The sequence below is a fragment of the Streptomyces sp. NPDC058157 genome, from assembly GCF_042884105.1.
Taxonomy (GTDB): domain Bacteria; phylum Actinomycetota; class Actinomycetes; order Streptomycetales; family Streptomycetaceae; genus Streptomyces.
The window spans coordinates 1-12,847 of the sequence record NZ_JBHVUQ010000195.1 but is presented as its reverse complement, the minus strand read 5'-3'; the positions used below and the strand labels follow the sequence as shown (position 1 = coordinate 12,847).

Below are 12,847 nucleotides of genomic sequence, written 5' to 3'. Positions count from 1 at the left end.
GCCCCCGAGGGCCCCGCGCCGGCTCCCGAGGACGTCCAGGGGCTGGACCCCCACCGCCCGACCCTGCGGCCCCGCCTCTACTGGTTCAACGCGGCCCTCACCGCCGCCCTGCTCACCGCGATGATCATGGAGCTGCTGCCCATCCCGGTGCTCTTCCTCCTCGGCGCGGCCCTCGCCCTCACGGTGAACTTCCCGCACATGCCCGACCAGAAGGCCCGGATCGCCGCCCACGCGGACAACGTGCTCAACGTCGCCGGCATGGTCTTCGCGGCCGCCGTCTTCACCGGAGTCCTCTCCGGCACCGGCATGGTCAAGCACATGGCCGACTGGCTGGTCGGCGCCATCCCCGACGGCATGGGCCCGCACATGGCCCTGGTCACCGGCCTGCTGAGCCTGCCCCTCACCTACTTCATGTCGAACGACGGCTTCTACTTCGGCGTCCTGCCGGTCCTGGCCGAGGCGGGCGCGGCCCACGGCGTCTCCCCGCTCGAGATCGCCCGTGCCTCCCTGGTCGGACAGGCGCTGCACATGTCCAGCCCGCTGGTTCCGGCCGTATACGTGCTCGTCGGCATGGCCGGGGTCGAGTTCGGCGACCACACCCGGTTCACCGTGAAATGGGCGGCCCTCACCTCCCTCGTGGTCCTCGGGGCGGGGATGCTTTTCGGCATCATCTGACCCCCGGGACCCCTGGCCATCCGAAAACTACCGGCGCTAGTTTGTAGGGTGGTCCGGACGTCAGGTCCGCGCGTCTACGCGCTCGTGCGTGCTCGGGAGGAATGCGATGAAGGCCCACGACGGGATGTACATCGGCGGGGAGTGGCGGCCCGCCGCCGGAACCGGCCGGATAGAGGTCGTCAACCCGGCCGACGAGCAGGTCATCGCCGGTGTCCCGGCCGGTACGGCCGAGGACGTGGACGCCGCCGTGAGCGCCGCCCGCGCCGCCTTCCCCGGCTGGGCGGCCACCCCCGCGGCCGAGCGCGCCGCGCTGATCGGGGCCCTGCGGGACGTGCTGGTCGCCCGCAAGGGGGAGATCGCCGAGACCGTCACCGCCGAACTGGGCTCCCCGCTCGGCTTCGCGGAGGCCGTGCACGTCGGCGCGCCCATCGCGGTGGCCTCCTCGTACGCCGAACTGGCCGCCTCGTACTCCTTCGAGGAACGGCTCGGACACTCCACCGTGTTCATGGAGCCGGTCGGCGTGGTCGGGGCGATCACCCCCTGGAACTATCCCCTGCACCAGGTCGTTGCCAAGGTGGCACCCGCTCTCGCCGCCGGCTGCACCATCGTCCTCAAGCCGGCCGAGGACACCCCGCTGACCGCACAGCTTTTCGCCGAAGCCGTGCACGAGGCGGGCATCCCGGCCGGAGTCTTCAACCTGGTGACCGGTACCGGCCCGGTCGCCGGCCAGGCGCTGGCCGAGCACGAAGGGGTCGACCTCGTCTCCTTCACCGGTTCGACCGCCGTCGGCAAGAAGATCGGCGCCATCGCCGGCGCCGCCGTCAAGCGCGTCGCCCTCGAGCTCGGCGGCAAGTCGGCGAACGTCATCCTGCCCGGGGCCGACCTGGCCAAGGCCGTCGCGGCGGGCGTCGGACACGTCATGAACAACACCGGCCAGAGCTGCAACGCGCTCACCCGCATGCTCGTCCACCGGGACCAGTACGAGGAGGCCGTCACCCTCGCGGCCGCCGCCGTCGCCAAGTACCCCTCGGGCGACCCCCGCGACCCGGGCACCCGCCTCGGGCCGGTCGTCAACGCCAAGCAGCGCGACCGGGTCCGGGGATACATCGCCAAGGGCGTGGAGGAAGGCGCGCGCCTGGTCGCGGGCGGCCTCGACGCGCCCCAGGAGAGCGGGTACTTCGTCGCCCCGACCGTCTTCGCCGACGTCACCCCCGAGATGACCATCGCCCAGGAGGAGATCTTCGGCCCCGTGCTGGCGATCCTGCCCTACCAGGACGAGGAGGAGGCCCTGCGGATCGCCAACGGCACCGTCTACGGGCTGGGCGGCGCGGTGTGGGCGGCGGACGCCGAGACGGCCGTGGCCTTCGCGCGCCGCATGGACACCGGACAGGTGGACATCAACGGCGGACGCTTCAACGTGCTCGCCCCCTTCGGCGGCTACAAGCAGTCGGGAGTGGGCCGCGAGCTCGGCCCGCACGGTCTGGGGGAGTACCTCCAGACCAAGTCCCTGCAGTTCTGACCCCCTCCCGAGCCGAACGCCCGCACCCGCCCGGGGGTGTTGTCCGGCCCCCGAAGACACGACACGGAGACGACGACCATGGTCCGCGCCGCCATCCTGCCCGCCGTCGGAGCCCCGCTGGAGATACGGGAGATCGTGCTGCCCGATCCCGGACCCGGGCAGGTCCGGGTGCGGCTCGCCGCCGCCGGGGTCTGCCACTCCGACCTCTCCCTCACCGACGGCACCATGAGGGTGCCCGTCCCCGCCGTCCTCGGCCACGAGGGCGCGGGGACGGTCCTCGCCGTCGGGGAGGGCGTGACCCATGTCGCCCCCGGCGACGGGGTGGTGCTCAACTGGGCGCCGTCCTGCGGGGAGTGCCACCACTGCCGGATCGGCGAGGTCTGGCTCTGCGCCAAGGCCCTGTCCGGGGTCGGCGCCGTCTACGCCCACGACGCGCAGGGCGTGGAACTGCACCCCGGGCTGAACGTCGCCGCGTTCGCCGAGGAGACCGTCGTCGCGGCGAACTGCGTGCTGCCCGCGCCCGCCGGGATCCCGCTCCAGGAGGCCGCGCTGCTGGGCTGCGCCGTGCTGACCGGGTACGGGGCCGTGCGGCACAGCGCCCGGGTCCGGGCGGGGGAGTCGGTGGCGGTGTTCGGCGTCGGCGGGGTCGGCCTCGCCGCCCTCCAGGCGGCGCGGATCGCCGGGGCCGGGCCGGTCGTCGCCGTCGACGTCTCCCCGGCCAAGGAGGAACTGGCGCGGGCCGCCGGGGCCACCGAGTTCGTCCTGGCCTCGGAGACCACGGCGAAGGACATCCGTGCGCTGACCGGCGGGCAGGGGGCGGACGTCGCCGTCGAGTGCGTGGGCCGGGCGGAGACCATCCGCACCGCGTGGGAATCGACACGGCGGGGCGGGCGGACGACGGTCGTCGGGATCGGGGGGAAGGAGCAGCGGGTGAGCTTCCACGCGCTGGAGATCTTCCACTTCGCGCGGACGCTCAGCGGGTGCGTGTACGGGAACAGCGATCCGGCGCGGGACCTGCCGGTGATCGCCGACCACGTCCGGGGCGGGCGGCTGGATCTGGGGGCGATGGTCACCGAGCGGATCGGGCTGGAGGGGATTCCGGCCGCGTTCGAGGCGATGCTCGCCGGCAAGGGCGGGCGGTCGCTGGTCGTGTTCTAGCGCCGGTGCGCTGCGCTGCGCTGGGCTGGGCTGGGGCGGGGCGGGGTGGGTGCTGCGCGTAGCTACTCCCCGCCCCGCCCTTTCACCGTTTCCAGGGGCCCCGCCCCCGGCCCCGCGCCTCAAGCGCCGGCGGGGCTGGGACGGTCTGGCGCTCTGCCCCTGGCCCCGTGCCTGAAGTGCCGGCGGGGCCGGGAAGGTCTGGGGCCCCGCCCCTGCCCCCGCGCCTCAAGCGTCGACGGGGTTGGGAAGGTCTGGGGCCCCGCCCCTGGCCCCGTGCCTGAAGTGCCGGCGGGGCTGGGACGGTCTGGCGCTCTGCCCCTGCCCCCGCGCCCCAGGCGTCGACGGGGTTGGGAAGGTCTGGGGCTCCGCCCCTGGCCCCGGGCCCCAGGCGCCGGCGGGGTTGGGAAGGTCTGGGGCTCTGCTCCTGGCCTCGCGCCTCAAGCGCCGGCGGGGCCGAGGAGATTAGGGGCTCTGCCTCGGCCCCGCGCCTCAAGTGCCGGCGGGGCTGGGAAGGGCTGGGGTCCCGTGCCTCGGACGGTGGCGGGGCCGGGGGTCAGGTTTCGGATGGGCGGTCTTTGGGGTGGAGGGAGTTCCACTGGAGGGTCAGGCCGTCCAGGAGGGCTGTCAGGCCCGTTTCGAAGGCGCCCTCGTCGACCTCGTGCCGGCGCTCCGCCAGGAGGTGGGCCTGGCCCAGGTGGGGGTAGTCCGCCGGGTCGTAGGCGGTCTCGTCGTCCACGAAGCCCCGGGCGAAGGAGGCCACCGCCGAGCCCAGGATGAAGTACCGCATCAGGGCGCCGATCCGGGTCGCGTGGGCCGGGGGCCAGCCCGCCGCCGTCATGGCGCCGAACACCGCGTCCGCCAGGCGCAGTCCCGCCGGACGGCGGCCCGGGCCGCGGGCCAGTACCGGGACGATGTTCGGGTGGTCCGCGAGGGCGGCACGGTAGGAGTGCGCCCAGGCGTGCAGGGCCGCCCGCCAGTCGGAGCGGCCGGCGACCCCGGCGACCCCGTCGAACATCGACAGGTCGACCCGCGCGCTCACCGCGTCCGCCACCGCCTCCAGGATCGCGTCCTTCGTCCGGAAGTGGTTGTAGAGGGACGGCCCGCTCACCCCGAGCGCCGCCGCCAGCCGCCGCGTCGAAACGGCCTCCAGCCCCTCCGCGTCCACCAGTTCCCCCGCCGCCTCGACGATGCGGTCGCGGCTGAGGAGGGGCTTGCGCGGTCTGGCCATGCGCCACATAGTAGGCCCTGCCGGCCAGAAACTAGCGCTGGTAGTTAAACCCCGCCCCACGCCCCGGAGGGACCCCGTGAACCTGGAGCTCAGCGAGGAGCAGGAGGCCGTACGCCGGCTCGCCCGTGCGTTCACCGAGCGCGAGGTGGCCCCGTACGCCGCCGAGTGGGACCGCGCCGAGAGCGTGGACCAGGCGATCGTGAAGAAGCTCGGGGACGTCGGCTTCCTCGGCCTCACCGTCCCCGAGGAATACGGCGGCTCCGGCGGCGACCACCTCTCCTACGCCCTGGTCACCGAGGAGCTCGGCCGCGGCGACTCCTCCGTGCGCGGCATCGTCTCCGTCTCCCTCGGCCTGGTCGCCAAGACCGTCGCCGCCTGGGGGACCGAGCAGCAGAAACGGTCCTGGCTGCCCCGCCTCTGCTCCGGCGAGGCCCTCGGCTGCTTCGGCCTGACCGAGCCCGGCACCGGCTCCGACGCCGCCTCCCTCACCACCCGTGCCGTCCGCGAGGAGGACGCGTACGTCATCACCGGCAGCAAGATGTTCATCACCAACGGGACCTGGGCCGACGTGGTCCTGCTGTTCGCCCGGACCGACCCCGCCGACCCCGGCCACCGCGGGATCTCCGCCTTCCTCGTCCCCACCGACACCCCCGGCCTGACCCGCCGCGAGGTCCACGGCAAGCTCGGCCTGCGCGGCCAGGCCACCGCCGAACTCACCCTCGACGGCGTCCGCGTCCCCGCCTCCGCGATGCTCGGCCCCGAGGGCAAGGGCTTCTCCGTCGCCATGTCCGCCCTCGCCAAGGGCCGGATGTCGGTGGCCGCCGGCTGCGTCGGCATCGCCCAGGCGGCCCTGGACGCGGCCGTGTCGTACGCCGGGCAGCGCGAACAGTTCGGCAAGCCCATCGCCCACCACCAGCTCGTCCAGGAACTGATCGCCGACATCTCGGTCGACGTGGACGCCGCCCGGCTCCTCACCTGGCGGGTCGCGGACCTCATCGACCGCGGGCGACCCTTCGCCACCGAGGCCTCCACCGCCAAACTCTTCGCCTCCGAGGCTGCCGTGCGCGCCGCCTCCAACGCCCTCCAGGTGCACGGCGGCTACGGCTACGTCGACGAGTACCCGGCCGGGAAGCTGCTGCGCGACGCCCGCGTCATGACCCTCTACGAAGGCACCAGCCAGATCCAGAAGCTGCTCATCGGCCGGGCCCTCACGGGTGTCTCCGCCTTCTGAGCCCCGCCCCGCGGCACGGTTCCTAAGCGCTTGCTCACCCTCCGGTAAGCTGTTCCCTTCCTACAGGGCGGAGAGGGTGAGCGATGGACAGCGCGGCGGAGACCACCGACGGCTACCAGGCGTGGTCGGAGGTCACCCCGGACGCCGCGCGGCGGCTGCTCGTCGCGGCCGTCGAGGCCTTCGCGGAGCGCGGCTACCACGCGACCACCACCCGCGACATCGCCGGGCGCGCCGGCATGAGCCCGGCCGCCCTCTACATCCACTACAAGACCAAGGAGGAGCTGCTCCACCGGATCAGCCGCATCGGGCACGACAAGGCCCTGGAGATCCTGGAGTCCGCCGCCTCCGCCCCCGGCGCGGCGGCCGAGCGGCTCGACGCGGCCGTCCGGTCCTTCGTGCGCTGGCACGCCGCGCACCACACCACCGCGCGCGTGGTCCAGTACGAGCTCGACGCCCTGGCCGCCGAGCACCGCTCGGAGATCGTCGCCCTGCGCCGCCGCAGCGACGCCGCCGTGCGGCGCATCCTCGCCGACGGGGTGCGGGCGGGGGAGTTCGACGTCCCCGACGTGCCCGGAACCACCCTCGCCGTGCTGTCCCTGTGCATCGACGTGGCCCGCTGGTTCAACGCGGACGGGCGGCGCACGCCCGACGAGGTCGGCGCCCTCTACTCCGACCTCGTCCTGCGCATGGTGGGCGCGCGCCCGGCCGCCGGGACCGCTCAGAAGTAGTAGCGGGACAGCGACTCCGCCACGCACACCGGCTTCTCGCCGCCCTCGCGCTCGACCGTCACCGTCGCCGCGACCTGCACGCCGCCGCCCGCCTCGGTGACCTCCGTGATCACGGCCGTGGCGCGCAGCCGGGAGCCGACGGGCACCGTCGCGGGGAAACGGACCTTGCCCAGGCCGTAGTTGATGCCCATCCGCATCCCCTCGACGCGCATGACCTGCGGCACCAGGCTCGGCAGCAGGGACAGCGTCAGGTAGCCGTGCGCGATGGTGGAGCCGAAGGGACCGGCGGCGGCCCGCTCCGGATCCACGTGGATCCACTGGTGGTCGCCGGTCGCGTCCGCGAAGAGGTCGATCCGCTTCTGGTCCACCTCCAGCCAGCCGCTCGGCCCGAGCGGCTCGCCGATCGCGGCGTGCAACTCCTCGGCGGACGTGAAGATCCTCGGTTCGGTCATGCCCTGCCCCTGTCTCCCGCTGAATAAGCGCTTGCTCAGCATGGTGGGGGGCGACACGTCTGTCAACGGACCTGCGGCTACCCTCGGACCTGTGCCGCAGATTCACGAGAACGTCCACGAACTCACCGTCGGGCAGCTGTCCGCGCGCAGCGGAGTGGCCGTCTCCGCCCTGCACTTCTACGAGACCAAGGGCCTGATCAGCAGCCGCCGCACCGCCGGCAACCAGCGGCGCTACACCCGTGCGACGCTGCGCCGCGTCGCCTTCGTGCGCGCCGCGCAGCGCGTGGGCATCCCGCTGGCCGACATCCGTGACGCGCTGGCCCGGTTGCCCGAGGAGCGCACCCCCACCCGGGAGGACTGGGCGCAGCTGTCGGAAGCCTGGCGGGCCGAACTCGACGAGCGGATCAGCAGGCTCAGCCGGCTGCGCGACCACCTGTCGGACTGCATCGGCTGCGGCTGCCTCTCGATGAAGAACTGCGCGCTGTCCAACCCCGACGACGCCTTCGGACAGAAGCTCAGCGGTTCCCGGCTGTCGTCCTGACCCGGCCCCACAACAGCACGGCGGCCGCGACCAGTTCGGCGTTCGACCGGGCCGGCCGCCCGTCGGGCAGCGACAGCACCTCCCCGACCCCGATCCGCGCGCCCGCACCGCACCGCGCGGCCAGCCGCAGCACGGGCCAGGCCGCGCCCTCGCGCCCGTACAGCACGACCGGCACCGGAGGCAGCCAGCGCAGCCCGGCCACCAGCGCCGGGTCGGCCTCCGCCAGCTCCACCACCAGCCGGACCCGCCCGAACCCCGGCGGGCTCCACGCCAGGAAGCGGGCCAGCGGCTCCGCCCCGGCACCGCCGCCCAGCGGGACCACGGCGTCCACCGCCACCCCGCGCTCCAGCAGGGCCCTCCCCAACGGCTCGGCCCCCGCCTCGGCGAAGGACACCACCGCCCGGTCGGGCAGTACCGTCCAGGACCGCACCCGCTCCAGGCGCCCCGCCGGATCCGGCTCGGCCGCCACACCCGCCGGCACCGCCAGGGGTACGCGGACCCCCGCGCCGCGCAACTCCGCCAGCACCGGCCCGACCACCCGGGGCGAAAGGCTCTCCCGCCCGCACGGGGTCCTGGGATGCACCAGCACCTCACCGGCCCCGGCCGCGACCGCCGCCAGCGCCGACTCCGCCAGATCCGCCGGGGACAACGGCACCGCGCCGCCGTCACCGGCCCCGCGCGAACCGTTCAGCGCGACCTGCAGCGTAGGCTCCCGCCCCGCCCCACCGCCGAGGCCACCCACCCCCGCCACACCGGCCTCCGCCGCACCGGCCTCCGTCGCGCCGGGCCCTGCCGCGCCGGGCCCTGCCGTGCCGGCCTCTGCCGCGCTGGCCTTCGCCGTGCTGGACCCTGCCGCGCCGATCTCCGCCGCGCCGGACCCCGCCCCGCCCGACCCCGCCCCACCCACGCCCCGCCCGCTCATGCCGCGTCCGCCGCCGCCGGGCGCGCCAGTGCCGGATGCACCGTCGCCGTCTCCGCCAGTGCCGGCCGGGGCACGACGATCCCGCAGCCCCCGCACACCGGCCCGTCCCACGCCCAGGCCCCGCCCCACGCCGCCGGTCCCGCGAGCGCCGACGGCCAGCGCAGCTCCCGCTCACCGCAGACCGGGCACGCCGTCCCCGGCTCCGACTCCAGCACCCGCACCAGCCGTCTCAACACCTCGCCGAGCGTGCCCTCCGGCCGGACACCCGGATCGGCGCACCGCACCACGGCGTCCCCGCTGCCGCCCCACGCCCACTCAGGCTGCCGCACCCCGTCGTGCTTCTCGCGTCTGCGCCGCGCCGCGAACTGCCGCTCGTACTCCAGCCAGACCGCCCGCGCGTCCTCCAGCTCCTCCAGCGCCGCGACCAGCCGCAGCGGATCCGCGCCCCGGTCCTCGGGGGCGATCCCGTGCCGGTCGCACAGGTGCCACCACGTCGCCCGGTGCCCGTAGGGCGCGAACCGCTCCAGGCAGCGGCGCAGCGAATGGCGCCGCAGGGCCCGGTCGTTGCGCGCGTCGCGCACCTGGTAGGCCAGACTCCGAAAACCCGCCACCGTACCTTCACCTCCGCCAGACCCCTGCCCGTATCCGCCCGTCGCGCTCCGCACCGCCGCGTCACCGCGTAGAACGAAGCGCCCCGCCCCGACGTGCCCAACATGCCCGAGTGGATGCGGGCGCATGCGGGGGCGGTCGAGGCGTGCGGGTGGCACATGGCCGGAAGTCAGCGCCCCATGCGCCCCGCGCCGACCACGATCCGGGCCAGCTCCTCGTGGCAGATGTCGCTGTGCGCCCCCGACGGAGGACCGCCCCGGCGGACCACGGAGCCCGCGTCCACACTGGCGCAGCCGGTCCCCGGGAGCCCCCCGGCCAGGGCCCCGTCCAAGGTCAGCCGCGGGGTGCCCGGCACCGCCTGGACCCCGTCGTGACCGATCGCGCCCCACCGTTCGTCGAAGCCGAGCAGACCGGCCGAATCCCCCGCCATCCGGGACGCGAGGGGGTAGAACACCCCGAGGGCCGAGTCGTGGGAGGAATGGCAGGCCACCACCGGTCCGTCCACCCGGCTCTGGAGCCCGTGCAGGACACCGCCGCGGCCCGGGTCGTGGGGCAGCCGCTCGCTGAATGCGTAGTGGGAGAAGGCCCCCTGGAGCAGCGTCAGCGACTTCACGTGGCGGGCCCCCTGCGGTACGGCGCGCAGCGAGAACGACACCACCCGCGCCCCGAAGCTGTGGCCGACGAGGTGGAAGCGCAGGGCGGGCCGCCGCCCCGCGAGGTCCGTCAGCACCGGTCCGAGCCCGTGCTCGCCGACCACCCCGGCCCGCTTCTTCATCTCGTAGTACGTGGCCTGCCGCAGCAGTTCCTTGGCCCCGCCCCACAGGGCGCGCAGCCCGTCACCGGGCGCGAAGGCCGGCCCCGCGGCGCCCGGCCCGTCCCCCTCCTCCCTGGCCCCGGCCGCGGCGGTCGCCTCCGCCAGGGCGGCGGTCAGGGCCCGGCACACCACCACCGGGTCCAGCGCGAACACGTCCGGCACCCCGGACGCCCCGCTCGCCCCCGGCCCGCCCGGCCCCGCCCCCACCAGCTCCCGCACCAGCGCCCCGAACTCCGCGAACGCCGCCTCCGACTCCGGCCGCTGCGCCAGCAGCACCGCGACCCGGTCCAGCTCCGCCTCACGGCCGGGCCAGAACCCGCCCAGCGCCGCCCGCGTGTCCGCGTCCAGGGGGGTCCCGCCGGCCGCTCCCGCACCGCCGGCCGCGTCCGCGCCGGCACCCGCCCCCACGAGCGCGGCGTGCGGGTCGAAGTCCGGGATCGGCTCGTCGGAGAACCGCATCGACGGCCAGACCACGCCCACGTATCCCAGCCGTACCCCCGACCCCACCAGCCCCGGAAATGGCGCGAAGAAGCGGTCGTACAACCGTGTCGCCGTCGAACGGTCGCTGTTCCACCCGTGGGCGAAGACCAGCAGGTCCGTCGCCTCCATCCGGGCCACCGCCGCCCGCGTCGCCGGGTCCACGTCCCCCTGCGCGTCGAAGGTCAGCTCCTGGTACGGTCCGACCCCGATCCCCGCTCCGCCGTCCGCCATGACGTCCCCCTTCCGCGCGAGCCGTGCCCCGGGTCGGTCGCAGCATCCCGCCGCCGGGCCACGACGGAAAGACCCGTGACGGGGGCATTCGCGGGCGGCTCACGGGTACAGCAGGTACTCCTCGCGCACCGCCGCGAACCGGGCCAGCCCCGCCGCCCAGTCGCCCACCACCTCCTCGACCCCCGCCCCCGCGTCCACCAGCGTCCGCACCCGGTCGGAACCGGTCAGCCGGTCGATCCAGTGGTCGGCCCGCCAGCCGAACCCGCTCCACACCCGCCGCGCCGTGACCAGCAGCCCGATCCCCGCCCGCACCGGGTCGAAGGCCTCCCGGTCGTGCACGATCAGCCGGACCCCGCCGCACACCTTCCCGGCGTGCTTGGAGAAGGACGGGGTGAACCAGGCCTCCCGGAACCACACCCCGGCCAGCCCCAGCCCGTTCGCCGCCTCCGCCCACCGCCGGTCGACGCCCTCCGCGCCGACCAGTTCGAACGGGGTGGTCGTACCCCGGCCCTCCGAGAGGGTGGTGCCCTCCAGCAGGCAGGTCCCGGCGTACGCGAGCGCCGTGTCGGGGGTGGGCACATTGGGGCTCGGCGGCACCCACGGCAGACCCGTCTCCCCGAAGAAGGAGCCCCGCCGCCACCCCTCCATGGCCACCGTCCGCAGCCGGGGCCCGGCGCTCCCCAGGAACTCGCCGTCGAACAGCAGGGCCAGCTCGGCCACCGTCATCCCGTGTGCGAGCGCGACCGGCTCCCGGCCCACGAAGCTCGCGTACGGCCGCTCCAGCACGGGCCCGGCGGCCCGCAGGCCGCCGACCGGGTTGGGCCGGTCCAGGACCACGACCGCCTTGCCGGCCAGCGCGGCCGCGCGCATGCAGTCGTAGAGGGTCCAGACGTAGGTGTAGAAGCGGGCGCCGACGTCCTGGACGTCGAAGACGAGCGTGTCGATCCCCGCCGCGGTGAAGAGGTCCGCGAGCTGCTTCCCGCTCTTGCCGTACGTGTCGTACACGGGCAGCCCCGTCGCCGGATCCCGCCCGGACCCCTCCGAGCCGCCCGCCTGCGCGGTCCCCCGGAAGCCGTGCTCCGGTCCGAACACCGCGACGAGGCCGGCCCGCCGGTCGGCGTGCATCACGTCGACGAGGTGGCGGGCGTCGGCGGTGATCCCCGTGGGGTTGGTGACCACCCCGACCCGCTGCCCGGCGAGCTCGGCGTACCCGTCGGCGGCCAGCCGCTCGAACCCGGTGCGCACCCGGCCGGGCGGCGGGGGCCCGGCGGGCCGTCCCGCCCCCACCGCGCTCGTGGCCCCGGCTGCCCCTGCCAGTCCCAGCAGCCCGCGTCGCGACACCGTCATCCCGCCATGCTGCGGCGCGGACCCCTTCCGCCCCGACATACCGACTGGTTAGTCTGCCCGGGATCCAGGACCGGGATCCGGTGGCCCGACGGGCCCGGGCCCGTCGGGCAGCAGCGGTGAAAGGTGATCCCCGTGAACGCGTACCAGGACCAGCGAGTCGTCGTCACCGGCGCGGGCGGCGGCATCGGCGCGGCCCTCGCCCGCCGCTTCGCCGCCGAGGGCGCCACCGTCGCCGTCAACGACCTCGACGCGGACCGGGCCGCCGCCGTGGCCGCCGCCATCGGCGCCCGCGCGGTCGCGGTCCCCGGCGACGCCTCGGAGGTCGTGGCGCAGGCGCGGGAGGCCCTCGGCGGGCGGGTGGACGTGTACTGCGCCAACGCCGGACTCGCCTCGGGCGGCGACGCCTTCGCGGAGGAGGCCGTCTGGGAGGCGGCCTGGGACGTCAACGTCATGGCCCACGTGCGCGCCGCCCGGGCCCTGCTGCCCGACTGGCTGGAGCGGGGCGAAGGGCGGTTCGTGTCCACCGTCTCGGCCGCCGGACTGCTCACGATGATCGGGGCGGCGCCGTACAGTGTCACCAAGCACGGTGCCCTCGCCTTCGCGGAGTGGCTCTCGCTGACCTATCGCCACCGGGGCGTGCGGGTCCACGCCGTCTGCCCGCAGGGCGTGCGCACCGACATGCTGACCGCCGCGGGCTCGGCGGGCGAACTCGTCCTGGCGCCGACCGCGATCGAGCCGGACGCGGTCGCGGAGGCATTGTTCGACGGCATGGAGAAGGGCCGGTTCTTGATCCTCCCGCACCCCGAGGTGGCGGACTACTACGCCGGGCGCGCGAGCGACCCCGAGCGGTGGCTGGGCGCGATGAACCACCTCCAGCGGAAATGGGAAACCTCGTGACGGACACCCCCGCCG

Annotated in this window: 13 protein-coding genes; 7 read left to right on the top strand and 6 right to left on the bottom strand. The window is 75.0% G+C overall.

From position 1 onward, the window contains the following. From ACFVXK_RS31845 to ACFVXK_RS31835, 3 genes are all read left to right on the top strand, one after another. Positions 1-675: SLC13 family permease (locus tag ACFVXK_RS31845; RefSeq protein WP_389618538.1), on the top strand; the 675-nt coding region annotated here is incomplete at its 5' end. 106 nt (positions 676-781) lie between these two features. Then, entirely contained in the window at positions 782-2,194 is a 1,413-nt protein-coding gene (locus ACFVXK_RS31840; RefSeq protein ID WP_389618536.1) for an aldehyde dehydrogenase family protein, read from the top strand. Between the two features lie 78 nt (positions 2,195-2,272). Continuing rightward, positions 2,273-3,352, top strand: coding sequence for a Zn-dependent alcohol dehydrogenase (locus ACFVXK_RS31835; protein WP_389618533.1), 1,080 nt, complete (start codon positions 2,273-2,275; stop codon positions 3,350-3,352). A gap of 553 nt (positions 3,353-3,905) precedes the next feature. Here ACFVXK_RS31835 and ACFVXK_RS31830 read toward each other — a convergent pair. Beyond that, the gene (locus ACFVXK_RS31830) at positions 3,906-4,580 is read right to left on the bottom strand and encodes a TetR/AcrR family transcriptional regulator (RefSeq protein ID WP_389618531.1); all 675 of its coding nucleotides are present in this window, start codon (positions 4,578-4,580) and stop codon (positions 3,906-3,908) included. Positions 4,581-4,656: 76 nt separating this feature from the next. Here ACFVXK_RS31830 and ACFVXK_RS31825 point away from each other — a divergent pair, with 76 nt between their 5' ends. Together ACFVXK_RS31825 and ACFVXK_RS31820 are read left to right on the top strand one after the other, a co-directional pair. Beyond that, complete coding sequence (locus ACFVXK_RS31825; protein ID WP_389618528.1) at positions 4,657-5,811, top strand: acyl-CoA dehydrogenase family protein; 1,155 nt, start codon at positions 4,657-4,659, stop codon at positions 5,809-5,811. A gap of 83 nt (positions 5,812-5,894) precedes the next feature. Next, the gene (locus tag ACFVXK_RS31820; RefSeq protein WP_389618525.1) at positions 5,895-6,539 is read left to right on the top strand and encodes a TetR/AcrR family transcriptional regulator; all 645 of its coding nucleotides are present in this window, start codon (positions 5,895-5,897) and stop codon (positions 6,537-6,539) included. On the opposite strand, the gene ACFVXK_RS31815 is transcribed toward ACFVXK_RS31820, so the two are convergent. Beyond that, positions 6,530-6,991 (bottom strand): MaoC family dehydratase, encoded by a 462-nt coding sequence (locus tag ACFVXK_RS31815; protein WP_079425380.1) that lies wholly within the window; start codon positions 6,989-6,991, stop codon positions 6,530-6,532. The genes ACFVXK_RS31820 and ACFVXK_RS31815 overlap by 10 nt on opposite strands. Positions 6,992-7,082: 91 nt before the next feature. On the opposite strand from ACFVXK_RS31815, the gene soxR reads away from it, so the two are divergent. Then, positions 7,083-7,532, top strand: a complete 450-nt coding sequence (gene soxR, locus ACFVXK_RS31810; RefSeq protein ID WP_389618522.1) for a redox-sensitive transcriptional activator SoxR — start codon at positions 7,083-7,085, stop codon at positions 7,530-7,532. On the opposite strand, the gene ACFVXK_RS31805 is transcribed toward soxR, so the two are convergent. From ACFVXK_RS31805 to ACFVXK_RS31790, 4 genes are all read right to left on the bottom strand, one after another. After that, complete coding sequence (locus ACFVXK_RS31805; protein ID WP_389618519.1) at positions 7,507-8,283, bottom strand: 3-keto-5-aminohexanoate cleavage protein; 777 nt, start codon at positions 8,281-8,283, stop codon at positions 7,507-7,509. The genes soxR and ACFVXK_RS31805 overlap by 26 nt on opposite strands. A gap of 167 nt (positions 8,284-8,450) precedes the next feature. Continuing rightward, positions 8,451-9,065 carry a hypothetical protein gene (locus tag ACFVXK_RS31800; RefSeq protein WP_389618517.1) on the bottom strand — a complete coding sequence of 205 codons (615 nt, stop codon included), beginning with the start codon at positions 9,063-9,065 and terminating at the stop codon, positions 8,451-8,453. Positions 9,066-9,232: 167 nt separating this feature from the next. Further along, complete coding sequence (locus ACFVXK_RS31795) at positions 9,233-10,588, bottom strand: serine-threonine protein kinase (protein WP_389618514.1); 1,356 nt, start codon at positions 10,586-10,588, stop codon at positions 9,233-9,235. A 99-nt stretch (positions 10,589-10,687) separates the two neighbouring features. Then, positions 10,688-11,935: an exo-beta-N-acetylmuramidase NamZ domain-containing protein gene (locus ACFVXK_RS31790; RefSeq protein WP_389618512.1), complete on the bottom strand. Its 1,248-nt coding sequence runs from the start codon at positions 11,933-11,935 to the stop codon at positions 10,688-10,690. A 123-nt stretch (positions 11,936-12,058) separates the two neighbouring features. On the opposite strand from ACFVXK_RS31790, the gene ACFVXK_RS31785 reads away from it, so the two are divergent. After that, positions 12,059-12,832 carry an SDR family oxidoreductase gene (locus ACFVXK_RS31785; RefSeq protein ID WP_389618509.1) on the top strand — a complete coding sequence of 258 codons (774 nt, stop codon included), beginning with the start codon at positions 12,059-12,061 and terminating at the stop codon, positions 12,830-12,832. Positions 12,833-12,847: the final 15 nt, after the last annotated feature.

Bases quoted from the DNA above. Each gene is read 5' to 3' on its own strand.
- ACFVXK_RS31840 (WP_389618536.1), top strand. From the start codon at position 782: ATGAAGGCCCACGACGGGATGTACATCGGCGGGGAGTGGCGGCCCGCC.
- ACFVXK_RS31835 (WP_389618533.1), top strand. From the start codon at position 2,273: ATGGTCCGCGCCGCCATCCTGCCCGCCGTCGGAGCCCCGCTGGAGATA.
- ACFVXK_RS31830 (WP_389618531.1), bottom strand. From the start codon at position 4,580: ATGGCCAGACCGCGCAAGCCCCTCCTCAGCCGCGACCGCATCGTCGAG.
- ACFVXK_RS31820 (WP_389618525.1), top strand. From the start codon at position 5,895: ATGGACAGCGCGGCGGAGACCACCGACGGCTACCAGGCGTGGTCGGAG.
- ACFVXK_RS31815 (WP_079425380.1), bottom strand. From the start codon at position 6,991: ATGACCGAACCGAGGATCTTCACGTCCGCCGAGGAGTTGCACGCCGCG.
- ACFVXK_RS31795 (WP_389618514.1), bottom strand. From the start codon at position 10,588: ATGGCGGACGGCGGAGCGGGGATCGGGGTCGGACCGTACCAGGAGCTG.
- ACFVXK_RS31790 (WP_389618512.1), bottom strand. From the start codon at position 11,935: ATGACGGTGTCGCGACGCGGGCTGCTGGGACTGGCAGGGGCAGCCGGG.